Below are 23,015 nucleotides of genomic sequence, written 5' to 3'. Positions count from 1 at the left end.
AGTGGAAACTCCTACCCCAGACCAGCGCGCAGACAGTCGTGGATATGCAAGATCCCTTCGGCGTTGCCTGAGCCGTCCGGATCGACAACAAAGAGGCAGGTGATCTGAGGGGACTGGAGCGTCATCATCGCCACGGCCTCTTCCGCCATAGCGTCGGGACCGATCGTTCGGGGCGTGGTCGTCATCACATGATCAACGTCCAACTCAAGCAGGTTTTTCATATGTCGACGCAAGTCACCATCTGTCACGATGCCCAGCAACGCATTGCCCGCATCGGTCACGCCAACAACCCCGAAACTTTTTTGGCTCATGACCAGCAGAGCGTCACCCATAGATGTACCCGAAGCCACCAAAGGCAGATCGCGGTGCATCAAATCGCGCACCTTGCTGAGCTGAGCCCCCAATTTGCCACCTGGGTGGAACTCGCGGAAATTCTCCGGCGTGAACGAGCGGTGTTCCATCAGTGCCACAGCCAGAGCATCGCCCAAGGTCAGGGTCATCGTGGTTGACGTCGTGGGCACGATGCCGGTTCCGCAAGCTTCTTGGGCTTTTGGCAAAACCAGTGCCACATCCGATTGCTTAAGCAAGGTCGAATCTGGTCGGCTTGCGACCCCGATCAATGGGATGTTGAAGCGCCGGGTATAGGCAACCATGTCGGCGAGTTCGGGCGTTTCGCCCGAATTGGACAAGACCAGAGCCACATCACCCTGCGCCATCATGCCAAGATCGCCATGGCTGGCCTCGGCCGGGTGCACGAAATGCGCGGGCGTCCCAGTGGATGCAAGCGTGGCCGCGATTTTACGCGCGATATGACCTGATTTGCCCATGCCAGAGATGATGATGCGCCCGGTGGCGTTCAGCAGGGTTTCAACGGCCTTGTCAAAGCTTTCGTCCAGACCGTCAGCCAGTTGCCTCAGCCCGTCTTGCTCGACCGCTATGACGCGACGCGCGATTTTCTGAAAATCGGTCATGAGTGTGCAAATATATCCGTTTCGGGCCAACCCGCCAAATCCAGCTTGGCGCGCATGGGCAGAAAATCAAAACAGGCCTGCGCCATTTCTGTGCGGCCTTCGCGCGCCAGGCGCTTGTTCAGTTCTTCACGCAGCTTGTGCAAATGCAGCACATCGGACGCCGCATAATCCAACTGCGCAGTGGTCAGAGTTTCGGCGCCCCAATCGCTCATCTGCTGCTGTTTCGAGATGTCGACGCCGATTAACTCCTGTGTCAGGTTCTTCAACCCGTGGCGGTCGGTGTAGGTGCGCACAAGGCGGCTGGCGATCTTGGTGCAATAGACCGGGGCCGTCAGTGCACCAAAGGCGTTGTACATCGCGGCGATGTCAAAGCGGCCAAAGTGAAAGAGCTTCAGCACTTCCGGGTTCTCCAGCATCGCGCACAGGTTCGGCGCGGCGGTCTGGCCCTTTTCGACCTGAACGATATGAGCATCGCCATCACCGCCGGACATCTGGATCACACACAGCCGGTCTCGATGCGGGTTCAGGCCCATGGTTTCGCAATCGATGGCCACGATGGGGCCCAGGTCCAGCCCGTCGGGTAGGTCGTTTTTGTACAGGTGGTTTGCCACGAATGATGTCCTTTGCGCCGTATGCGGCTGAGATAGGGGGTTTGGATGCCAAACTCAACTGCGATGGCGGAACCGAACAAAACTGCGGGTCGGCGCAAAGATTGATCTATCACAAACTCAACTTTGGGGCTGCATGTTATGCGGGGGCTGTTCAATGGAATACGATCATGTCGCGTAGGTTAATGTCCCTTCATCAAACCACTTTCTTTTCTTATGGATTTCGCCCGATGTTTCTGGGCGCGTCGCTGTTTGCAATCCTATCCGTTCTGGTCTGGATTCTGACTATACGCGGTGCCGTTGATCTACCGCTCTATGATGATCCCTACCTATGGCATACGCACGAGATGTTGTTTGGTTACATTTCAGCTGTTTTGACCGGGTTTTTGCTGACCGCTGTGCCTAGCTGGACTGGGAGGACCCCTGTTGCGGGGTCCTTACTATTGGGCCTGACGGTTTTGTGGATTGCAGGCCGCGCGGCGATGCTATGGGGCAGTGGATGGAATGTGGCGGTCGTCGACGCGCTTTTTCTGTTTGCCGTGCTGGCCATTATCGCGCGCGAGATAGTTGCCAGTCGCAACTGGCGCAATCTGATGGTGGTGGGACCAGTCAGCGTGTTTGCTCTGGCGAACTTGGGATTTCATATCGAGGTCGCGCAGACTGGATACGCTGAATATTCCACTCGTGCCGGGTTCGCGGGCATCACGGTATTGCTAATGCTGATCGGGGGGCGGATCACGCCTGCGTTCACGCGCAGTTGGCTAAAGAAACAGGGCAGCTCACATCTGCCGCCCACTTTTGGCCGATTTGATGCTGTCAGCCTTTTGATCAGCGTTCTAGCCTTGGTTCTGTGGATCGTTTGGCCGGACACATATTATTGTGGTGGTCTATTGTCGGTTGCGGCCTTCCTGCAAGCGGTGCGTCTGGGGCGATGGCGCGGATTGCGAACCTTTTCGAACCCGATCCTCTTTGCACTGCATGGGTGCTTTGCGATGATTCCTTTGGGGTTGCTCATGCTGGCAGCTGCGCCGCTTGATTGGGCGTTTTATGCTGCTGGTCTGCACGTCATCGGGATCGCTGCGATTGGCGGGATGACATTTGCCGTAATGTTGCGCGCCAGCATGGGGCACACCGGGCGGCCGCTGAAATCTGATGGCTGGATGAATGCAGCCTTGATTGCTCTGGTTCTGGCCGCAGGCGCTCGGGCTGCGTGGTCACTTTGGGGATTACCTGCATGGATGCTGGATATGTCGGCGACACTTTGGATCTTGTCCTTTGGTGTTTTCGCTTTCCGGGTTGGGCCGTGGCTTTTGCGGCCCTCAAAGACCCCTTAGAAGGTTTGTCGGATGGCCTGACGTCGATTATAGAGTGACCATGGCCAAAAAAACGGCAGGCAAGAAAAAGAGCAGATCTAAGGCAAAGACACGGTTCAAACCGCTGCCTTGGCTATTGTCTTGGGCTGGGTTCATCGCATTGCGTGGCACCACGGTTCTGATTTTGACAGTTCTTGCGCTGGTGCTGCTGTACACTGTCGTTAACCCGCCGATCACACATACCATCTGGTCCGAAAAACGCCGTTTGGGTTCGGTTGATCGCCAATGGGTCCCGATCGAGGATATTGCCCCGGTGATGGCACGGTCTGTTGTTGCAGCCGAAGATGCGGATTTCTGCGTGCATTGGGGATTCGACATCAAGGCGATTCGGGCCGCTATCGATTCCGGCAGCGGGCGAGGGGCATCCACGATCTCGCAACAAGTGGTCAAGAACGTGTTCCTCTGGCAAGGCCGCAGTTGGATTCGCAAGGCGCTGGAAACGGCGATTACTCCCGCGGTCGAGGTGATCTGGTCCAAACGGCGCATACTTGAGGTCTATTTGAACGTGGCCGAGATGGACGAGGGCGTGTTCGGCATTGATGCGGCGGCGCAAGAGTATTTTGGCGTGACACCAGATAAGCTCACGCCTTTGCAGGCTGCGCGCATCGCGGCGGTGTTGCCCGCGCCCAAGTCGCGCTCGGCCTCGAAACCAAGCGCGAAGGTTCGTCGGCGGACGGCTTCTATCATCGATGGAGCGGCCACCATCCGCGCAGACGGGCGCGCCGATTGTTTCGAGGATTGAAAATCCCGACGCTACAGGGCATTGCTGGATCAACACAATTCGTTCAACTGGATCACCATGGCCCGCCTGTTTCACGTTCCCCTTTCCCCATTTTGTCGCAAGGTTCGGCTTTCGCTTGCCGAAAAGAAGATCGAGGTTGAGCTGGTCGAAGAAAGATACTGGGAAGAAGACCCAGACTTTCTGCGCCGAAACCCTGCGGGCAAGGTGCCGGTGATCAAACTGGACGGCAAGATGATGGCGGAAAGTGCGGCCATCTGCGAATACATCGAAGAGACCCGCCCGGAACTTTCTTTGATGCCCAAAGACGCTGATGCTCGTTATGAAGTACGCCGTTTGATCAGTTGGTTTGATGACAAATTTCACCATGAGGTGACGTCGAAGCTGCTTTATGAACGGGTGAACAAAAAAATGGAGGGGCAGGGCTATCCTGACAGCCGTAACGTCAAAGCTGGCGCCAAAGCGATCAAGTATCATCTGGACTATATGGCCTGGCTGTTGGATCACCGCCGCTGGCTTGCGGGTGATGCGATGACATTGGCTGATTTTGCTGCTGCCGCACATTTGTCGTCGCTGGACTATATCTCGGACGTGGATTGGAACCGCAGCCAGATCGTCAAGGATTGGTACGCCAAGATCAAATCGCGTCCTGCGTTCCGCTCGATTCTGGCTGATCAGATCCCGGGCTTCCGCCCGCCCGCCCATTACGCCGATCTGGATTTCTGATAGACCTTTGGGCAGAGGCCCAAATCCCATGACCACCAGTTCCGACCTGAAACAGAGACTGACCCAGCAAGCCCTGGACGAGGGGTTCGTGTCCTGTCGTATTTGTCGCCCGTGGGACATCCCGCAGGTGCCGGACCGTTTGGCCGCCTTTGTCGAGGCTGGGTATCACGGGCAGATGGGCTGGATGGCCGAGCGGATGCACTGGCGCAGCAACCCTGCCGAGCTTTGGCCTGAAGCGCAGTCAGTTATCATGCTGGCCGAAAGCTATGCCCCGGATCACGACCCGCGTGCCATTTTGGAACTTCCCGATCGCGGTGCAATCTCTGTCTATGCGCAGAACAAGGACTATCATGATCTAGTCAAGAAACGCCTTAAACGGCTGGCCCGTTGGCTGATCGCCGAGGGCGGCGGAGAGGTGAAGGTCTTTGTCGACACCGCTCCGGTTTCGGAAAAGGCGTTGGGCATGGCTGCTGGTCTGGGATGGCAAGGCAAGCACACCAACCTCGTCAGTCGGGATTGGGGCAATTGGGCCTTCATAGGCTCTGTTTTTACCACACTCGACCTGTCTGCAGACGCGCCAGAGATTGACCATTGCGGCTCTTGCCGGTCTTGTTTGGCGGCTTGTCCAACTGATGCTTTTCCTGCGCCCTACCAATTGGACGCGCGGCGCTGCATTTCGTATCTGACCATCGAACACAAAGGCCCGGTTGACGAAGAACTGCGCGGCAAACTGGGCAACCGCATCTACGGTTGCGACGATTGCCTCGCCGCGTGTCCTTGGAACAAATTCGCAGTGGCGGCCAGTGACATGCGATACGCCGCCCGTGAAGAGCTTAAAGCTCCGGCGTTGGCTGAATTGGCGGCGCTGGATGATGCAGCGTTCCGGGCTTTTTTCTCGGGCTCGCCGATCAAACGGATCGGGCGGAACCGGTTCGTGCGCAATGTCCTCTATGCCATCGGCAACTCGGGTGATGCGGCATTGATGCCAACCGCACAGGGTTTGACCAAAGATGCGGATGCAACCGTGGCCGATGCCGCCCGTTGGGCCGTGGAACAATTGCAATAAGTGACGCAAACAGGCAGGACGTGTCGCGCGAACTCGCTATGTGGTGGGATCACGACGCAAATGGAGGATCAAGATGGCGCTGTCTTTGGGCGTGGATACTGGCGGGACCTATACGGATGCGGTGCTGATCCGGGACGAACGGGATGTGATCGCCTCGGCCAAGTCGCTCACCACACGGACCGATCTGGCGATTGGCGTTGGCAAGGCGATCAAGTCGGTTCTGGCGCAGGCAGATGTCAGCGCGGATCAGGTGACGCTGGCCTCTTTGTCGACCACGCTGGCCACCAACGCCCTGGTCGAAGGGCAAGGTGGGCGGGTTGCGCTGATCTACATCGGATTTCGCGAGCAAGACCTGGAAAAGCACGGGCTTTCAGATGCGCTCAAAGGTGACCCGGCGCTGGTGATTGCGGGCGGGCACAGTCATGCAGGCAGCGAAAAAGCACCACTTGATGTAGCCACACTTGAGGCATTCATTGACGCCAATTCAGGGATATCGGGCTATGCGGTTGCTGCGCAGTTCGCTACCCGAAACCCTGCGCACGAGCTTGAAGCGGCCCGCATCATCACCGAGCGCACCGGCGTTCCGGTGACTTGTTCGCACCAGCTGTCGGCCAAGTTGAACGGTCCCAAACGGGCGGTGACGGCCGTGTTGAATGCCCGTCTGATCGGCATGATTGATCGCCTGATTGGTCGGGCGCAGGACACATTGGTGGACTTGGGAATCACGGCGCCGATGATGGTGGTGCGTGGCGATGGAGCACTGATGAGCGCCGAACAGGCGCGCGAGCGGCCCATCGAAACTATTTTGAGCGGTCCAGCAGCGTCTATCGTCGGCGCGTGTTGGCTGACTGATACGGAAAACGCGCTGGTCTCGGACATTGGCGGAACGACGACGGATGTGGCTCTGATCAAGGACGGAAAGCCCGCGATTGACCCCGCAGGCGCGCGGGTTGGCGGTTTTCGCACCATGGTCGAGGCTGTGGCGATGCGCACCAGCGGCCTGGGCGGCGACAGTCAGGTGCATGTGGTGAGCGAGGGGCTGTCAGGCGGCGTCTTCCTTGGCCCGCGCCGGGTAGTGCCTGTTTCGTTGATCGCGTTCGAGGCGCCCGAGGTGGTGCATGATGTGTTGGACATGCAACTACACTCGCCCACGCCGGGAGAACACGACGCCCGCTTTGCGCGGATCGTACCGGGTGTGCCGGTTGACGGTGTAGGGGATCGCGAGGCCGTATTGATCGAACGCCTAGGGGATCGAGTTGTGCCACTGGATCAGGTCCTGCGGACCCGAATGGAGCATGGCACGCTTGGGCGGCTGGTGGATCGCGGGATCGTTCAGGTTTCGGGCGTGACCCCCTCGGACGCGAGTCATGTCTTGGGCCGGTTGGAAACATGGGACACTGCGGCGGCGGAAAAGGCGCTTGAGCTTTTTGCGCGTAAACGTGTTGGCACGGGCGATCGTATTGCCGCGTCGCCCCGCGACATGGCGCGAATCATTGTGGATCAATTGACCGAACAGACGGCTTTGACTTTGTTAGAGACTGCTTTTGCAGAAGAGGCTGAAGACTTTGGTGTGCCGCCTGAACAACTTGCACGCCATGTTCTGTTGCAAAAGGGTCTATCCAATCATCGCGGCCTACTGGCCTTGGAAGCGTCGTTAAATGTCGATGTCGTGGGCCTTGGCGCTTCGGCGCCCAGCTATTACCCAGCGGTGGGAGAACGGCTGCGTTGTAACATGATCCTGCCAGAGCATGCAGGTGTGGCCAATGCCGTAGGGGCTGTTGTCGGGCGGGTCACGTTCCGGCGCAGTGGCACCGTGACGTCCCCGTCCGAGGGAAGATACCGCGTCCACCTGGAAACCGGACCGCAAGATTTTACCGAATCCGATGCGGCTTTGACCTTGTTAGAGACGGTTTTACGCCAAGAAGCCGAAGGTGAAGCCAAAGCCGCAGGTGCGGCGGATATCAGGGTTCTGGTCGAACGTGACATCCGCACCGCCCGAATTGAAGCTCGGGATGTGTTCGTCGAAGGAATGTTGACCGTCGAGGCCAGCGGACGACCCCGGGTTGCTGTTGGTTAGTTTGGATCAGAGAACGCGATAGGTGGTCTGTAACATGCCGGACGTCAATGTCTTGGCACCTGCCAGTTTCAGGTCGATGTCGCGGTCCAGCTCCCCGAACAGCGGGATGCCTTGGCCAATCAGGATGGGCACTTGGGTGATCGTCAGATCCGCAATCAACCCCGCCCGCAGAAACGACTGGACCAGGCGGCCACCATCGACATAAGCACGCGACCAGCCACGCGCATCCAAGCTTTCCATCAAGGCCGCCGGTTCCAATTGAGACAGTTCAACTTTGGACTTCAAGTCGTCGGGAATGTCATCACTGACCATCGAATGACTCATAACAATCACCGGTTTGGTATATGGCCACTTTCCGAAACCGGCGACCGTTCGAAACGAACCTGCCCCCATGATCAACCCGTCCACAGTATCGAAGAACGCTGAAAACCCGCCGTCGTCGCCTTCGACGGTCGGCTGCTTCATGAGCCAATCCAATGCATGATCAGGGCGTGCGACATAGCCGTCCAAACTTGTGGCGATAAAGACGTGGCCTGTGGTCATGATGATCTCCTTTGGATCGACAGTAATACAGGGCGATGCCCACTTGCGACAGCGGTGACGGTTTCGGATCGGGCGTCACTGACATTTGAGTCTATCGTGCATGCAGTTTTCAGCGAGGATGACGATGCGGCACCAACAAGATAGAATCGACCTAGCAGCGAGCTTACGGCTGGCCGCACGCAATGGATGGCAGCGGGGGGTCGACAATCACTTTTCGTTGTCTGTGGACAGCGACCATTTCCTGGTCAACGCACGAGGCCTGCATTGGTCCGAAGTCACTGCATCGAACTTGTTGCTGGTCGATCACACCGGCAACGTGGTGGAAGGCGCGGGAGAGATCGAGGCGTCGGCCTTCTACATTCACTCGCACATCCATCGCAAGGTGCCCCATGCGCGCTGTGTTCTGCATGCTCATCCAACCTATTCGACTACGCTTGGCTGTATCGAAGGGGGACGGTTGGAGAACTGCCATCAGGACTCCTTGCGGTTCTTGGGCCGTGTTTCCTACGATGGGGATTTTGGTGGATCGGCATTTGATGACGGCGAAGGCCGGCGGATAGCGGCCACTATCGGAACCGGAAATATCGTGGTCATGGCCCATCACGGGATCACTGTGGTCGGGGAAACCGTGGCGCGCGCGTATGATGATTTCTACAATTTTGAAGCGGCCTGCGAATACCAGATGATCGCGATGGCCTCGGGCCGTCCGCTTGCCATATTGCCCGATGATGTGGCCAAAAAGCTCGCGGCAGGCATGTGGGATGAACGGCAGATCGACTTTCATTTTGCGGCGATGAAACGGCTGTTGGATCGGGACGAACCGGATTACGTCGGTTGAGCAGAACTAAAAACGCCCCACCGAAAACGGAGGGGCGAGGATTTTGGGGTCTTACCGGTTAGTTATTCCGCGGCCTCTGACCGTTTCGGCAGCACCCAATCAGGACGCGCAAAGTGACAGGTATACCCGTTGGGTATGCGCTCCAGATAGTCCTGATGCTCGGGCTCTGCGCCCCAGAAATCACCCACAGATTCAACTTCGGTCACGACCTTGCCGGGCCAAATGCCACTGGCGTTTACATCCGCGATGGTATCCAGCGCGGTCGCCTTTTGGGCCTCATCCACATAGTAGATCGCCGAGCGATAGCTCATGCCCATGTCGTTGCCCTGACGGTTCACTGTGGTCGGGTCATGAATCTGGAAAAAGAATTCCAGCAGCTTGCGATAGCTGATTTGCGCGGGGTCAAAAAAAATCTCGATCCCTTCGGCGTGGGTGCCGTGGTTGCGATAGGTGGCGTTGGGAACGTCCCCGCCGGTGTATCCGACGGACGTTTTGGAAACGCCGGGCATTTTGCGGATCAGGTCCTGCATGCCCCAGAAACAGCCACCTGCCAGAACGGCGCGTCCAGTGCTCATGCGATATCCTCCACTTGATTGATGTAGTCGCCATAGCCTTCGGCCACCATGTCGTTGCGGTGAACGAAACGGAGCGAGGCAGAATTGATGCAGTACCGCAGCCCGCCCCGATCCATCGGGCCGTCAGGAAAGACGTGTCCTAGATGACTATCGCCATGGGTCGAGCGGACCTCGGTCCGGATCATGCCCAGGGTGCGGTCTTCGATTTCTTGCACGTGGGCGGGTTCGATGGCTTTGGTAAAGCTGGGCCAGCCGCAGCCGGATTCGTATTTGTCGGATGATGCAAACAGTGGCTCGCCCGATACGATGTCCACATAGATGCCGGGTTCTTTATTGCCCAGCAACTTGCCGGTGCCGGGGCGTTCCGTGCCACTGTTTTGGGTCACATAGAACTCTTCGCGCGACAGGGCGGCGATGGCCTGAGGGTCCTTGGTGTAGTTGGTCATGTCGTCCTCCGGTCATTCATGTTGGCCAGTAAATGGGCTGACCGATGCCAAATTCAAAGGTTTATTTCACGTTGCTCGCGCGCTCGTGCATTGGCGAAGGTGCCGGTTGGCGTGCCAGTTGTACCGCCAATATGCCCAGTGTAGTGATCACAACGCCGAGACCGTCAAGCAGATCTATGCTTTCGCCGAGCAGCGCGGCGGCTACGGCAACACCGAACGCGGGATTCAAGAAATGAAAGGTTGAGGCGCGGATCGCCCCAATCCGATCCAGAAGAAGGAACCAGATCAGCGTCGCGGCAAGCCCCGGAACCAGCGTGGTATAGGCAAAGGCCAGAAGGAAGGGCATCGTCGGGTTGATGTAGATTGTTTCAAACACGGGTGCTGCGGCGAACAGAACGGCCGAGCCAACCAGCATCTGCAGCCCCACCACCATCATGAAATTCCCGCCCGAGGTGGCACCGCGTACTGATAGTGTGGCAAAGGTCAGCGCCAAGGCGCCCAACCCGCACAGCATCAGGCCAAACAGGTCGATACCCCCCGAAATTCGCGCGCCCATGATCAAGGCAACGCCTCCGAACCCCAAAAGCAGGCCAATCATGCCCAAGGGCCGCAGACGTTCCTTGAAGATCAGCCAATTTGCCAAAGCCACCATCAGTGGCATGGTTGAGGCAATGATGGCCGCAACCGAGGCCTCGATCGTTTGCATCGCGTAAAAGTTCAGACCCAAATACAGGGCGTTCTGACAAACCCCGAACATAATTGTTGCAAACAGCTGCGGACGGGTCAGCCGCCAGCTTTGCCCCATGGCGCGCGCGATGAGCACTCCTAGTAGCCCGGAAATCAGGAACCGGAGCGCGAGCGAGAACAGCGGCGAGGCATCGGCAACGATAATCCGTGCTGACGTAAAGGCCGACGACCACATGAAAGCAAAGGCCAGACCCATGATGATGGCGCGCATGTCCATGATGCTGTCCCTCTTCCTCACGTCGCGGGCGACAGTTCCTCAAATCACACATGCATGCAAGAGCGTAGGTACGTGTTGATACAAATGTGCTGCGGAATGTTCGACTCGATTTTGCGGGCGGCGTTCGCTGACTTCAAACAACGATTTTTCCTGCTGTGTCTGATGTGCAGGAAAAAACCTATTTTTGCTGCAGGTGGGCCAATGACCGTGGTCGGCGCACAACAACGCTTGTGTGACGAGCAAGTGTTGAGGGACTGACAGCGACTATCGGCAGCGCGCTCCGGCAAGGGATATGCTTTGTTCTAACCCGGACATGGCGGTGTATGCATCGGCTCTGGCCTCGTTAAGTGCAACAACAGTTGTACTTGCATAGACTCGCGTTGCTTGGGCAGTGTCGCCGGCTTCTAACTTGCTGAGTACGTCGTAGCCTGCGGCAATGATTTGAGCCGCGTTTTCACGAATATCGCGATACCGTGGTTCAACTGCTTCAAAAGTAGTCAGACGACGGATGGCTTTATCAAAACTGCCCAGTACGGCTTCGTTTTTATCTGTTGCTTTGCGCAATCCACCCAACGGTCCATAAAAGCCGCTTTCGTGATTGTAGAGTTCTAAGGTATGTACGCCAGTTGCAATATCCGCAATTGCGTCGATTTGGGATAAAGCCAGTAAGTTCAATGAATTCTCAACCTGCCGGAGGATGCTTATTGTCTTCACCATGCTCGCAATGTTTGAAACGTCGCAATCATCATTGGCCCACGCCATTCCTGGCACACCCAAGTTCATGAAAGAGGCCAGAAATATCAACTGTCTCAGGGTCGCTCGAACTCCGTCTTTCATGATCTGCTCCTCTCAGGGGGCGACTATAGCTGGAAATCGACAGGCTTACGAGAAAACGTCATGTATCACGTGATATTATCTATGACTGCAACCCCACGCCTCTGTAAGCGGCGCTGTGAACGAAGAGGTGTTTGCTGGGCGTCTCCAACGTGACTGAGTTGGGCATAAAGTGAAGGGCCCATTACTTACGGCTCGGGACCAACACTGTCCGGTTTCTGGCCGGTACCGGGAAAACCAAGGAACCGTGGCAATTTATCGGCGGCGTCGAACCAGCTAATTCGATCACCGTGGGCGACGTGTTTCTGCGGTGGGAAGTTTTCTGGGTTGTCCAACGTGCTGACAAAAAAACCGATGACGATGTCGCCGTTCCACTCCGCTTCGTATGAGATAGGCGTCCCGCAATCCCCGCAGAACGTCCGGCTGACACCTGGCGACGATGCATAGGTTTTTCGCCTACCTTGAGTGAAATGAACATCCTTTTCAAAGTAGGTTGCATAGACCGCAACAGGCGCGCCGGTGGCTTTACGACAAGAGTTGCAGTGGCAGTAAGCAACGAAGTCAGGCTCTGCCGTTGCCTGGTATCGAACAGCGCCGCAAAGGCAGCCACCTGTCGCAGTATTTGGGTATTCGCTCATCGTCTTCCCCGCTTTCTGCTCGGCTCCGGAGTTCTGTCGTGCACTCCAACCTCGACCCTGTGTACTCGATCTTCCATCGAGATGGGGCTTTTTCAGAAAGGGATTGTGATGAATGACCGGACCGCCGTGTTAGCGACTCTGGAGGAGTATGCCGAAGCGTATTGCGCCAAAGATTTGAAACGCCTTATGGCGATATTCGTGGATGGCGTGGATATTTCCCTCATCGGGACCGGGGCCGATGAGCTGTGTTCCGGTCGGAAAGCTGTCGCATCTGTGTTTGAGCGCAAATTCAGAGACGCAGCGGCAACGCAATTCGAGTGGAAGTGGAAAGACATCGCAATTCATGGGAAAGCCGCGACCGTAGCCATCACGCTTTTCATCCACTTGACTATGGAAGGTGAAAACCTCGTCGTGCCGGTCCGCTGGACTGTTTCACTCGTAATGACCAATGAAGGATGGAAGTGGGTTCACCGTCACGCTTCCGCCGCCGCGGGCTCACAAGAGGATGGAGCTGCCTATCCTACCAACAGAGACTGAAACTAGGTTTGGTTTTGGCCGTTATTGCACCTGACATGCACAATGCAGCATTTCGCTAAATGGGCTCATAGCGGACATTTTCACTGTTCAGGGTTGGCCCGCTACTTGCCCAATTGAAAGAAAAAGGGCCGCCAGTTGGCGACCCCAATCCGTTCAGATCAAGATGATCCGATCAGCCGTTCACGCTGTCTTTTAGCGCTTTGGCGATGGTCATTTTCACGACCTTGTCGGCTTCTTTCTTGAACTGCTCGCCGGTGGCAGGGTTGCGCACCATACGCTCGGGGCGCTCACGGCAATAGATCTTGCCAACGCCCGGCAGAGTCACGGCACCACCGCCGGAAACTTCGCGGGTGATCAGGCCAGTGACGGCGTCGAGCGCTGCGCCAGCGGCTTTTTTATCGGTACCCATTTCCTCGGCCAGTGCTGCGACGAGCTGAGTTTTGGTCATAGGCTTTGCCATTTCTTGGTCTCCTTACTGTGCCCGATCAGTTGGGCCTCATCGCGCAACTCTAACTGGATATTGTGAGGTAACACAACGAATAGTAGCACCGAAAACCAAGAAAATATGGGGTTTTCGGCGGTTTTTTGCGATCAAAGGAAGGCGGTCTCATCAAACGAGCGCAATTTCCGGCTGTGTAGACGTTCCAGAGGCATCCCGCGCAGGGCCTCCATCGCGCGAATTCCAATGGCCAGATGGCGGCTGACCTGGGTTGTATAGAACTCGGACGCCATGCCTGGCAACTTCAACTCGCCATGCAGGGGCTTGTCCGAGACGCACAACAAGGTGCCATAAGGCACACGGAACCTATAGCCATTGGCGGCAATCGTAGCGCTTTCCATGTCCAGCGCGATGGCACGCGACTGGCTGAGACGCTGTACCGGGCCGGATTGATCGCGCAGTTCCCAGTTACGGTTATCGATGGTGGCAACAGTGCCGGTGCGCATCACTCGTTTCAGATCATAACCGGCCAGTTCTGTCACCTCGGCCACGGCCTGTTCCAGGGCGATCTGGATCTCTGCCAGCGCCGGGATCGGTACCCAGACCGGCAGATCGTCGTCCAGCACGTGATCTTCGCGCAAGTAAGCATGCGCCAGCACAAAGTCCCCCAAGGCCTGTGTGTTCCGCAGGCCAGCACAATGCCCGACCATCAACCAGGCGTGTGGACGTAGAACCGCTATGTGGTCAGTCGCGGTTTTGGCGTTAGAGGGGCCCACACCGATGTTGACCAAAGTGATCCCCGACCCATCAGCCCGCTTCAAGTGATAGGTCGGCATTTGCGGCAGCTTAGCGGGCGTTTCGATGGGTGTGTCGGCATTCGTGATCTCAACATTCCCCGTGCTGACAAAGCTGGTGTAGCCGCTGTCAGGGTCAGCAAGCTGGGCGCGAGCGTAGGCTTCGAATTCAGAGACGTAGAATTGATAGTTGGTGAACAGGACGTGGTTCTGGAAGTGATCCGGGTCTGTCGCCGTATAGTGTGACAGCCGCGCCAGTGAATAATCGATGCGCTGTGCAGTAAACAGAGCTAGCGGACCGGTGCCGTTACTGGGCACATACGTCCCGTTGACGATGTCGTCGTTTGTGGTGCTCAAATCCGGTACGTCAAACACATCGCGTAGAGTGAAACCTGCGGCCCCTTCTTGCGGAACTGTCAGTCCGGGGTTAGCGGCCACGGCGAAATGCACCGGAATTGGCGTCGTCGAAGGGCCGATCGTGACGGGTTGTCCGTGGTTCTTGATCAACAGTGCAATCTGTTGCGTCAGATAAGACCGGAACAGCCGTGGCTGTGTGATGGTCGTGGCGTGGGTACCCGGATTGGTGACATGCCCATAGCTCAGCCGACTGTCGACTTGTGCATAGCTGGTCGTCTTGATACGAACCTCGGGGTAGAACGCGCGCACATGACGCTCGGGCGCGCCTTCGACCATCGCCTGAGAAAACCGCTGACACAGAAAGGCCGTTGCCTGATCATACAGAACTATCAATCGCTCGACAGCCTGTGCCGGGTCGGTAAAGTTCTCTGGTTCAAGGATCTCAGGGGTGGCGTATTTTGTCATTCAAGGGGATCCAGCAGGTCAATCTTTTCAAAGGTTCGCACATCTATCAACCCAAGGTCCGAGATCCGCAATTCCGGGATCACCACCAGCGCCAACAGTGAGTGCTGCATGTAAGCGTTGTTCAGGTCACAGCCGCAAGATTGCATCGCGGCAACCATCTTTTCGGCCTTTTCGGCCACGTCTGTCGCGGGGCTGTCGGACATAAGCCCGGCTATGGGCAGCTCCACCAGCGCCAGTTCTTCGTCATCCTGCCAGATCGTAATGCCGCCGCCAACCTCGGCCAGCCGGTTTGCAGCCAAAGCCATCTGCGCGCGGTCGGTGCCGACAACGATCATGTGATGGCTGTCATGCGCCACGGTCGAGGCCATAGCCATACGGCCCTGATACCCAAACCCCGAAACAAAGGCATTGGTCACACCGCCTGTGGCCTGATGCCGTTCCACCAGAGCGATCTGGCAAGTTTCCCCATCACCTTCAACCAGCCCCTCGCGCACCGGCAGGTCCGTCTTGAGCGCCTTGGTTGGGGCTTGATTTTCCACAACGCCGATTACATTGGCGCGGACCGAATTTGCGCCTTCGGGGGCCTTGATTTCAAAGTCACCGCCGCTCAGTTCATGACCCAGATGCACGGTACCCCGTGCGCTGTCCGGCCAAGCGAAATGCGGGCATTCAATCATGATAGAGCCGTTTTCAGCAACGATCCGCCCCCGTGCAATCACGGTTTCAATCGGCAGTTCAGCAAGGTCCGAGGTCAGGATGATGTCCGCCCGCCGACCAGGCGTAATCGAACCGATCTCACGCTCCAGGCCAAAATGAGTTGCGGTGTTGATCGTTGCCATTTGCAACGCGATCACCGGATCACAACCGCAAGCAATTGCATGACGCACAACCCGATTCATGTGGCCCTCGTTGACCAGCGTGCCCGAATGGCAGTCGTCGGTGCACAGGATAAAGTTGCGCGGGTCCAGCCCATTTTCCGTCACAGCCGTAATCTGGCTTTCGACATCGTACCAAGCAGACCCCAGCCGCATCATCGACCGCATGCCCTGCCTGACACGGGCAATCGCGTCAGCCTCACATGTCCCTTCGTGATCATCCGCCGGGCCACCCGCGACATAGGCCGAAAAGGCCGGGCCCAGATCAGGCGAGGCATAATGCCCGCCTACGGTTTTGCCTGCGTTCTGTGTGGCGGCGATTTCGGCCAGCATCTTGGGATCGGCGTTTGTGACACCGGGAAAGTTCATCATCTCACCTAACCCGACAATGCCCGGCCATGTCATCGCTTCGGCCACGTCCTCGGGTGAAATTTCGTACCCGGTGGTTTCCAGGCCCGGCGCCGAGGGTGCGCAAGACGGCATCTGGGTAAAGATATTGACGGGCTGCATCAGCGCCTCGTCATGCATCATGCGCACGCCATCAAGACCAAGGACGTTGGCGATTTCATGGGGATCAGTGAACATCGACGTGGTACCATGCGGGATCACGGCGCGGGCAAACTCGGCGGGCGTTAGCATGCCGCTTTCGATGTGCATATGCGCATCACACAGGCCGGGGATCATGTAACGCCCGTTGGCCTCGATGATCTGCGTGTCGGGGCCAGTGCAATGGCTGGCATCGGGGCCAACAAAGGCAATCCGCCCGGCAGCGATGGCGACCGAGTGATCAGCGAGAGTTTCGCGGGTGTGGACATTGACCCAAATTCCACCGTTGATGACAGTGTCTGCGGCCTCACGCCCTGCGGCGACGGCGATCAATCGGGGGGCCACGTCCGGCCAGCTGGGGAAAGTTGTCTGTTCCATGGTTCAACTTTCCCGAATGTTAGCGCCTGTGCAACCCCTCCCGTCGCGGTATCATGAAAGGGTTACATGTGGTCGGGTATAGGGCCTCATGGAAATCGTCATTCATCACAACCCCGCCTGCGGCACCTCGCGCAACGTGCTGCGGATCATCCGCGACGCTGGCTATGATCCGGTTGTTGTCCCGTACATGGACACCGGCTGGACCCGCCCGCAATTGCAAGCGCTGTTTGCAGTCGCTGGTATTACACCGCGCCAGGCGCTGCGCACCAGCAAATCCCGGGCTGAAGAATTTGGTTTGCTCGACCTGTCCGTCTTGGACGAAGGTTTGCTTGATGCGATGTTGGAGCACCCGGTTTTGGTGAACCGCCCCATCGTGGCCTGCGCCAACGGGGTGAAGCTTTGTCGCCCGTCCGGAGTCGTCCTGGATCTGCTGAACAAATGGCCGCCAGCACCTTGGGCCAAGGAAGATGGCACGTTGCTGATCAACGAACAGGGGAAACGTTTGCCGGAATAGGCGGTGTTCTCGTCGGAAATCCCCTTGTATGCCGCCGCCCTTTTCGCTCTCATCAGATGGCGGAACGGGAGGCAAACCATGGATTATGAAACAGTGGGTGCAGATGCCTTTGGTCGGTCTCTAAAGGGGATTGGCCTGAACCTACTGGTGCGGGATGTGCAGGCCGAATGCGCCTTTCTGTCCGAAGTGTTCAGGATGCAGAGCCATCAAGTGTCAGCGGACTTTGCTATCGTGACGTATGGCGATCAGCTGTTTCAGCTGCATTCGGATGGTACGTATCACGCAAACCCGTTGCTGAGCCTGCTGCCCGAAAACCCACCCCGCGGGGCGGGTCTGGAAATCCGCCTTTATGACAGCGACCCGGATTCGGCCGTACAGCGGGCAGACGCGTTCGGAGCCACCGTTTTGCAAGCAGCGACGGACAAACCGCATGGGCTGCGCGAGGCGTATATTCTGTGCGCGGATGGGTATGCTTGGGTGCCAAGCAGACCCAAGGGCTAGTCAAGCCAATTGCCAAGCAGCGCGAGCTTGCGGTTACGCGTCCTGCGGACGGCAGGGGGCCAGGCTCATGTGGGCAAAGCCCACATGAGCCTGGCCCAACGGGAGGAGATGTTCCGATAGGAGCATCGACGACGGGCGGGAGTGCTTGTGGATCAAAGAGATATCTCGGCAGATATCTCGGACCTCAGCCAATCGGTGAATGCGATGGCGCCCGGGTTTTCCTCGGCTTGCGGTGAAAGCAACAGGTAGTAGGCTTCGGGCATGGCTGCGCGGTGCGCAAAGGGCGCGATCAGGCGACCCTTGTTAATCAATTCGCGAACAATCGTGTCATGGGCCAGACACAACCCACCCCCGGCCATCGCTACCGACAGGCTGACCATATAGGTCGTGGCATAGGTAATTGGTGGATTGCCCCAAGTTAGACCCTGATCTTCTGCCCAGTTCGACCAATTTGACAGCAGATTTGAGCAGTCATAAAGTGGTTGATCCTGCACATTGTCCAACGTCACAGAGAACTCGGGCGCGCACACCGGATAGTAATGATCCGTTCGCAGCAGCTCTGTCCGCACCGTGTCCGCAGGGCGCAGGGAATAGCGAATTTCAACCGCCGCACCTTCGGCCATTTCGCGTGGCTCCCAGAGTTCGGTGAATATGTTCAGCTGCACGTCCGGATGCAGTTCACGGAACCGGGGCAGCTTTGGCGCCAACCAATTCACCGCAAATGTGATGTTTGATTGCACTTGCACGGCGTTGGCCTGATCCCCGACCACCGCTTGGGTCCCCCGCACCAGGGTCCGAAATGCCTCGCGCACGACCGGTAGATAGGTGATGCCCGTTTCCGTCAACTCTAGCGCTCGGGGACGGCGATGAAACAGCGGACGCCCCAGGTGTCCCTCAAGAGATTTGATCTGCTGACTGACCGCGCTCTGCGTCATGTTCAGATCACGCGCGGCACCGGTAAACGAAAGGTGACGTGCTGCGGCCTCAAACGTGCGGAGCCAGCCCAAAGGAGGAAGTGGTTTCTGCATATGCATAACTCTGCCATTAGTAATGCTAATGGGATAGCTTCGTTTTTTTCGTTGGTCAAATGCAAGTCCGGGATGCAGGTTCTTGCTCACCTAGGAACACCGCCTCGGCATCAGGGAGAATCGGCGATGAGCGTGACAAATCTGCGACCCAACATGGACCACTGGTCCGAACGGGTGGATATGGCAGCGGCCTTTCGCTGGACCGTCAAGTTGGACATGCACGAAGCTGTGGCCAACCACTTCAGCCTTGCCGTGAATGACGACGGCACGCAGTTCCTGATGAACCCCAACCAGATGCACTTCAGCCGGGTCAAAGCTTCAAACCTGCTGCTTCTGGACGCCAATGATCCGGGGACAATGGATATGCCCGGCGCACCGGACCCGACCGCCTGGGGCCTGCATGGCTCGATCCATCGCCATTGCCCGCACGCACGCTGCGTGATGCATGTGCATTCGATTCACGCGACCGTTCTGGCTGCGCTCGCGGACAGCAACATCCTTCCGATCGATCAGAACACCGCGACCTTCTACAACCGCTATGTGATTGACGAAGAATTCGGTGGACTGGCGTTCGAAAGCGAAGGCGAGCGCTGCGCCTCGATGCTGAGTGACCCCAAGAAAAAGGTCATGATCATGGGCAACCATGGCGTGCTGGTGATCGGCAGTGACGCGGCGGATGCGTTCAACCGGCTCTACTATTTTGAGCGCGCAGCCGAGACCTATATTCGTGCGTTGCAGACCGGCCAGAAGCTGCGGGTGCTCAGCGACGAGATTGCTGAGAAGACCGCGCAAGAGCTTGAGGACTACCCAAGCCAGGCCGAGGCGCACATGCGCGAGATGAAAGCGATCCTGGACGCAGAAGGGTCTGACTACGCGAGCTAAGCGGGACTAGTCGCCAAGCCAGAAAGGACATCCCATGCTGGATACCGCCAATCCCCGGGCGCGCACTTTAGCCGCCCGACACTATACGTCTGCGCAATCGCTGGATGCTGAACGCGAGTTGATGCTGCGCAGCTGGCAGCTTGCGGGCCATGAAACGCAGCTGGTCGAGCCGGGTCAATTCATCACCCTGTCGCTGTTCGATCAGAACATTTTTCTTGTTCGGGATCGCGATGGTGAGGTTCGCGCGTTCTACAACGTCTGCCCGCACCGCGGCCATCAATTGGTCGAGGGGAGCGGTAAGAAAGCGGTCCTGACCTGCCCCTATCATGCCTGGACGTTCGGGCTTGATGGAAATCTGCGCGGCATACCCAAACGCGGCGAAACCGACGCTCCGATACGATCCGAGGTCTGTTTGTCCCATGTTAGGGTCGAATCTTTGGCCGGGTTCCTGTTCGTGAACCTTGATGATGACGCGCCCAGCCTGGACGAAATTGCGCCAGGACTTGAGGCGCAGATGCTGGAGCGTATCCCAGAACTGCCCACGTTAATGATCGAAGGCGACAGTGCCTACGGCCACACCTACACCTGCAAGTCCAACTGGAAGGTGATGCTCGACAACTACCTTGAATGTCATCACTGCGGACCGGCGCACCATTCGTTCGACGACATGATGAACATTGCTGACAACCGGTTTGAGCTGTATCAGAACTATACCTATCAACACGCCCCAACCGCGCGCAAAGCCCAGAATGAGGCGTTTCGGCTGGATCTGGAACATGACGTGCTGGATGGGCAGTTCTGGTTCCTGTTCCCCAATACCATCTTTGGTCAATTCCCTGGCGCGCGCGGCTTTTATGCCTCGCGGTTTGACCCAGTGACCCCCGACTTGACCGAGCGGCGCTCGATTTCGCTGACGACGCCTGAACCCACCGATCCGGATATGGCAGCGCGATCTGCCGAGCGGGTGGAATGGTCGACCAACATCGTGTCAGCCGAGGATCGCGAGCTGTGCGAAAGCGTGCAGCGCGGCATGCATCAGCGCGGGTTCAAGCAGGGGTGGTATGTGACTGACCCTGATGCGCACGACATCTCGGAACACGCGATGCGCCATTTTCACGACATTTATCTATCGGCCATGGGCGAAGACGTATGAAAAACATCTACACATACGGCGGCAAACCTGCGCGTCGCAACCTGACAGTCGACTGTTTGCGCCGCAATAAGGTGGCTGGCAAAAAGATGACCCAGGTCTCGGCGATCAACGAGGATGAGGCACGCGCCTGCGAAGAGATAGAGATCGACATGATCACCGTTTCCGATGTGGATTACGACGCCGTCCGCGCCGGGGCGCCGTACACTTTCATCACCTCAAGCCAGACCATGTGCCAGTATTTCGAACCGCAGGAGTGTCTGACGGCAGCGTTGAAGGCAGCGGAAAAGGGAGCGGATGCGATCTTCACGCCGCGTGGGATGGGTATTGTCGAACTCATCGCGAACGAGGGGTTGGCCGTACAGGGTCACGTGGGTCTGGTGCCGCGAAAATCGACCCTAACTGGTGGCTTGAAGACCTTTGGCAAGACCGCAGAAGACGCGATGAAGCTTCTTGACTGGATGCGCCGGTACGAGGATGCAGGCGCCGTAGCGGTCGAAGTGGAATGCGTCGCGGTCGAGGCGTTGCAGGCGATCAACCACAAGACCTCTCTGTTGACCCATTCGATTGGGGCCGGGTCGGGCGGCGATATCATCTTTTCGTTCATGGAGGACATTTGCGGCGACGTGGAAAACCCGCCACGCCATGCCAAGGCCTGGGGTGATGTGCTGTCGATCCGCAAGCAGTTGGCCGCCGAGCGCGACAAGGCGCTGACCGGGTTCCGCGCCGATGTGCAAGCGGGGACTTTCCCGGATGCAGAGCACACGGTCTCCATGTTGCCGGGTGAAGAGGACAAGCTCAGCGAAGCGCTGGATAAATGGACGACGTTGCACCAATGAACGATGCCACGGATTATACACGCGCCTTTGCCGCCAAACCGCAGCCGCTGACGCTGGAACAGGCAGCGTGGAAAACACCGCCCATGCAGTTGACCGATACCGAGGGCATGATCGACGTGCCCCGGATGCGGCGCTATCGAAAGAACCGGCTGCGCGAGCAGATGAAGGCGCACGGGCTGGCGGCGGTGATCCTGACCGATCCTTTGTCGATCCGCTATGCGACGGGCGTTCGCAACTGCACGCTGTTTCAGATGCATATTCACGCAGGTTATCTGTTTCTGCCTGCCGAGGGGCCGGTGATCTATTTCGACAGCGAGCCGGGCCGGGAAACCGGAGCGCAGCTGGAAACCATCGACGAAATCCGCGATGACTTGTTGCCCTTGTCCTACATGTTCGCAGGTTACCGCCATCCCGAATGGTGCACCAAATGGGCGCAGCAAATGAAGGCGCTGATGGATGAGCATTGCGGGGGCGAAACCCGTGTGGGTGTCGAGCGCACGGCGCCCTTGCCGCATATGGCGCTGGAACAGTCCGGGCTGACTCTGGTCGACGCGGGGGAGGCGCTGGCTCACGCCCGCAAGATCAAAAGCCCCGAAGAAATCTTGTGCATGAACCAGACTATTGCCGTGGCCGAGGATGGCATGACACGGATGCGCAACAATCTGGTCAACGGCATCACGGAACAAGAACTGTGGTCCCACATGTGGGCCGCTAATATCGCGGGGGGCGGCGAATGGATCGACTATCGCCTGCTGGCCTCAGGCGAGCGCACCAATCCCTGGCAGCAAGAGGCCAGCAGCCGCATCATTCGGGCGGGCGATTTGGTGGTGTTCGATTGCGGCATGGTTGGCCCGTGGAGCTATGGCGCCGACATTAGCCGGGCCTATCACTGCGGGCCGGGGCGGCCGACAGATGAGCAGTGCCGCCTTTATCAGTATGCCCACAACGAGGTCTTACATAATGGCGCTTTGCTGCGTCCCGGTATCTCGTTTAGCGAACTGATCGAGCAGCGCTATCGCCAACCCGAAGGGCACAACGATCAGACCTATCCCTGCATGATGCACGGGCTGGGCATGGCCGATGAATACCCCGTCATCTACTACCCCGAGGACGAGCAGTTCCATTACGAGGGCGAGTTGGAGCCCGGCATGGTCATCTGCGTCGAAAGCTATGTTGGCAAGCTTGGCGGCTACGAAGGCGTCAAGCTGGAAGACCAATACCTCATCACTGAAACCGGCGCGGTCTGTCTGTCGCGCTACCCGTTCGAAGACGCGCTTTTATCGCGCGAAATTTGATGTTTTGGCCAAAGAGG

At 57.7% G+C, this 23,015-nt stretch carries 26 protein-coding genes; 14 read left to right on the top strand and 12 right to left on the bottom strand.

Features of this window, described 5'->3' with window-relative positions; all coding sequences use genetic code 11:
- Positions 1-11: 11 nt before the first annotated feature.
- Both G6R15_RS18285 and G6R15_RS18280 read right to left on the bottom strand, forming a co-directional pair.
- Positions 12-971 (bottom strand): SIS domain-containing protein, encoded by a 960-nt coding sequence (locus G6R15_RS18285; protein WP_164661420.1) that lies wholly within the window; start codon positions 969-971, stop codon positions 12-14.
- Positions 968-1,582 carry a ribonuclease D gene (locus G6R15_RS18280; protein ID WP_164661419.1) on the bottom strand — a complete coding sequence of 205 codons (615 nt, stop codon included), beginning with the start codon at positions 1,580-1,582 and terminating at the stop codon, positions 968-970. Before G6R15_RS18280 ends, G6R15_RS18285 begins: the two co-directional genes overlap by 4 nt.
- 182 nt (positions 1,583-1,764) lie before the next feature.
- Between G6R15_RS18280 and G6R15_RS18275 the strand changes: the two genes are divergently transcribed.
- The 5 genes from G6R15_RS18275 (at position 1,765) to G6R15_RS18255 (ending at position 7,560) form a co-directional block, all read left to right on the top strand.
- Positions 1,765-2,913: an NnrS family protein gene (locus G6R15_RS18275; RefSeq protein ID WP_240336807.1), complete on the top strand. Its 1,149-nt coding sequence runs from the start codon at positions 1,765-1,767 to the stop codon at positions 2,911-2,913.
- Positions 2,914-2,953: 40 nt separating this feature from the next.
- Complete coding sequence (mtgA, locus tag G6R15_RS18270) at positions 2,954-3,694, top strand: monofunctional biosynthetic peptidoglycan transglycosylase (protein WP_164661417.1); 741 nt, start codon at positions 2,954-2,956, stop codon at positions 3,692-3,694.
- Between the two features lie 57 nt (positions 3,695-3,751).
- Positions 3,752-4,417, top strand: coding sequence for a glutathione S-transferase family protein (locus G6R15_RS18265; RefSeq protein ID WP_164661416.1), 666 nt, complete (start codon positions 3,752-3,754; stop codon positions 4,415-4,417).
- A gap of 28 nt (positions 4,418-4,445) precedes the next feature.
- Positions 4,446-5,483 carry a tRNA epoxyqueuosine(34) reductase QueG gene (gene queG, locus G6R15_RS18260; RefSeq protein WP_164661415.1) on the top strand — a complete coding sequence of 346 codons (1,038 nt, stop codon included), beginning with the start codon at positions 4,446-4,448 and terminating at the stop codon, positions 5,481-5,483.
- 73 nt (positions 5,484-5,556) lie between these two features.
- Positions 5,557-7,560: a hydantoinase/oxoprolinase family protein gene (locus G6R15_RS18255; RefSeq protein ID WP_164661414.1), complete on the top strand. Its 2,004-nt coding sequence runs from the start codon at positions 5,557-5,559 to the stop codon at positions 7,558-7,560.
- Between the two features lie 6 nt (positions 7,561-7,566).
- Here G6R15_RS18255 and G6R15_RS18250 read toward each other — a convergent pair whose 3' ends face one another.
- Complete coding sequence (locus tag G6R15_RS18250; RefSeq protein ID WP_164661413.1) at positions 7,567-8,103, bottom strand: dihydrofolate reductase family protein; 537 nt, start codon at positions 8,101-8,103, stop codon at positions 7,567-7,569.
- A gap of 124 nt (positions 8,104-8,227) precedes the next feature.
- On the opposite strand from G6R15_RS18250, the gene G6R15_RS18245 reads away from it, so the two are divergent.
- A complete protein-coding gene (locus G6R15_RS18245; protein ID WP_164661412.1) occupies positions 8,228-8,941 on the top strand; it encodes a class II aldolase/adducin family protein in 714 nt (237 codons plus the stop codon).
- Positions 8,942-9,003: 62 nt separating this feature from the next.
- On the opposite strand, the gene msrA is transcribed toward G6R15_RS18245, so the two are convergent.
- The 3 genes from msrA to G6R15_RS18230 form a co-directional block, all read right to left on the bottom strand.
- Positions 9,004-9,516 carry a peptide-methionine (S)-S-oxide reductase MsrA gene (gene msrA, locus G6R15_RS18240; RefSeq protein ID WP_164661411.1) on the bottom strand — a complete coding sequence of 171 codons (513 nt, stop codon included), beginning with the start codon at positions 9,514-9,516 and terminating at the stop codon, positions 9,004-9,006.
- Positions 9,513-9,962 carry a peptide-methionine (R)-S-oxide reductase MsrB gene (gene msrB / locus G6R15_RS18235; protein ID WP_164661410.1) on the bottom strand — a complete coding sequence of 150 codons (450 nt, stop codon included), beginning with the start codon at positions 9,960-9,962 and terminating at the stop codon, positions 9,513-9,515. The genes msrA and msrB overlap by 4 nt, the downstream gene beginning before the upstream one ends.
- Before the next feature lie 61 nt (positions 9,963-10,023).
- On the bottom strand, positions 10,024-10,926 hold the full coding sequence (locus G6R15_RS18230; protein ID WP_164661409.1) for a DMT family transporter: 903 nt from the start codon (positions 10,924-10,926) through the stop codon (positions 10,024-10,026).
- Positions 10,927-11,022: 96 nt separating this feature from the next.
- Between G6R15_RS18230 and G6R15_RS18225 the strand changes: the two genes are divergently transcribed.
- The gene (locus G6R15_RS18225) at positions 11,023-11,184 is read left to right on the top strand and encodes a hypothetical protein (protein ID WP_164661408.1); all 162 of its coding nucleotides are present in this window, start codon (positions 11,023-11,025) and stop codon (positions 11,182-11,184) included.
- Positions 11,185-11,190: 6 nt separating this feature from the next.
- Here G6R15_RS18225 and G6R15_RS18220 read toward each other — a convergent pair whose 3' ends face one another.
- The gene (locus G6R15_RS18220; RefSeq protein ID WP_164661407.1) at positions 11,191-11,763 is read right to left on the bottom strand and encodes a hypothetical protein; all 573 of its coding nucleotides are present in this window, start codon (positions 11,761-11,763) and stop codon (positions 11,191-11,193) included.
- A gap of 185 nt (positions 11,764-11,948) precedes the next feature.
- Positions 11,949-12,398: a GFA family protein gene (locus tag G6R15_RS18215; RefSeq protein WP_164661406.1), complete on the bottom strand. Its 450-nt coding sequence runs from the start codon at positions 12,396-12,398 to the stop codon at positions 11,949-11,951.
- A 108-nt stretch (positions 12,399-12,506) separates the two neighbouring features.
- Between G6R15_RS18215 and G6R15_RS18210 the strand changes: the two genes are divergently transcribed.
- Entirely contained in the window at positions 12,507-12,935 is a 429-nt protein-coding gene (locus G6R15_RS18210; protein ID WP_164661405.1) for a nuclear transport factor 2 family protein, read from the top strand.
- 172 nt (positions 12,936-13,107) lie between these two features.
- Here G6R15_RS18210 and G6R15_RS18205 read toward each other — a convergent pair whose 3' ends face one another.
- The 3 genes from G6R15_RS18205 to ade all read right to left on the bottom strand — a co-directional run bounded on the left by G6R15_RS18205 (position 13,108) and on the right by ade (position 16,789).
- On the bottom strand, positions 13,108-13,395 hold the full coding sequence (locus G6R15_RS18205; protein WP_164661404.1) for an HU family DNA-binding protein: 288 nt from the start codon (positions 13,393-13,395) through the stop codon (positions 13,108-13,110).
- Positions 13,396-13,526: 131 nt separating this feature from the next.
- Positions 13,527-14,990, bottom strand: coding sequence for an AMP nucleosidase (locus G6R15_RS18200; protein WP_164661403.1), 1,464 nt, complete (start codon positions 14,988-14,990; stop codon positions 13,527-13,529).
- Entirely contained in the window at positions 14,987-16,789 is a 1,803-nt protein-coding gene (ade, locus tag G6R15_RS18195; RefSeq protein ID WP_164661402.1) for an adenine deaminase, read from the bottom strand. Before ade ends, G6R15_RS18200 begins: the two co-directional genes overlap by 4 nt.
- Positions 16,790-16,877: 88 nt before the next feature.
- Between ade and G6R15_RS18190 the strand changes: the two genes are divergently transcribed.
- A complete protein-coding gene (locus G6R15_RS18190) occupies positions 16,878-17,303 on the top strand; it encodes an arsenate reductase family protein (protein WP_164661401.1) in 426 nt (141 codons plus the stop codon).
- Positions 17,304-17,381: 78 nt separating this feature from the next.
- Positions 17,382-17,804 (top strand): glyoxalase, encoded by a 423-nt coding sequence (locus G6R15_RS18185; RefSeq protein ID WP_164661400.1) that lies wholly within the window; start codon positions 17,382-17,384, stop codon positions 17,802-17,804.
- A 152-nt stretch (positions 17,805-17,956) separates the two neighbouring features.
- Here the strand turns inward: G6R15_RS18185 and G6R15_RS18180 are convergent, their stop codons facing one another.
- Positions 17,957-18,832 (bottom strand): LysR family transcriptional regulator, encoded by an 876-nt coding sequence (locus tag G6R15_RS18180; RefSeq protein WP_164661399.1) that lies wholly within the window; start codon positions 18,830-18,832, stop codon positions 17,957-17,959.
- A gap of 126 nt (positions 18,833-18,958) precedes the next feature.
- Here G6R15_RS18180 and G6R15_RS18175 point away from each other — a divergent pair, with 126 nt between their 5' ends.
- Genes G6R15_RS18175 through G6R15_RS18160 form a run of 4 tightly spaced genes read left to right on the top strand, consistent with a single transcriptional unit; the run spans position 18,959 to position 22,998 of the window.
- Complete coding sequence (locus G6R15_RS18175) at positions 18,959-19,714, top strand: class II aldolase and adducin N-terminal domain-containing protein (RefSeq protein ID WP_164661398.1); 756 nt, start codon at positions 18,959-18,961, stop codon at positions 19,712-19,714.
- 34 nt (positions 19,715-19,748) lie between these two features.
- Positions 19,749-20,867 (top strand): aromatic ring-hydroxylating dioxygenase subunit alpha, encoded by a 1,119-nt coding sequence (locus G6R15_RS18170; RefSeq protein ID WP_164661397.1) that lies wholly within the window; start codon positions 19,749-19,751, stop codon positions 20,865-20,867.
- Positions 20,864-21,703: a 3-methyl-2-oxobutanoate hydroxymethyltransferase gene (locus G6R15_RS18165; protein WP_164661396.1), complete on the top strand. Its 840-nt coding sequence runs from the start codon at positions 20,864-20,866 to the stop codon at positions 21,701-21,703. The genes G6R15_RS18170 and G6R15_RS18165 overlap by 4 nt, the downstream gene beginning before the upstream one ends.
- Positions 21,682-22,998: a Xaa-Pro peptidase family protein gene (locus G6R15_RS18160; RefSeq protein ID WP_164661395.1), complete on the top strand. Its 1,317-nt coding sequence runs from the start codon at positions 21,682-21,684 to the stop codon at positions 22,996-22,998. The genes G6R15_RS18165 and G6R15_RS18160 overlap by 22 nt, the downstream gene beginning before the upstream one ends.
- Positions 22,999-23,015: the final 17 nt, after the last annotated feature.

The sequence above is a fragment of the Tropicibacter sp. Alg240-R139 genome, from assembly GCF_900537075.1.
Taxonomy (GTDB): domain Bacteria; phylum Pseudomonadota; class Alphaproteobacteria; order Rhodobacterales; family Rhodobacteraceae; genus Falsiruegeria.
This window is presented reverse-complemented; position numbering and strand designations above follow the sequence as displayed.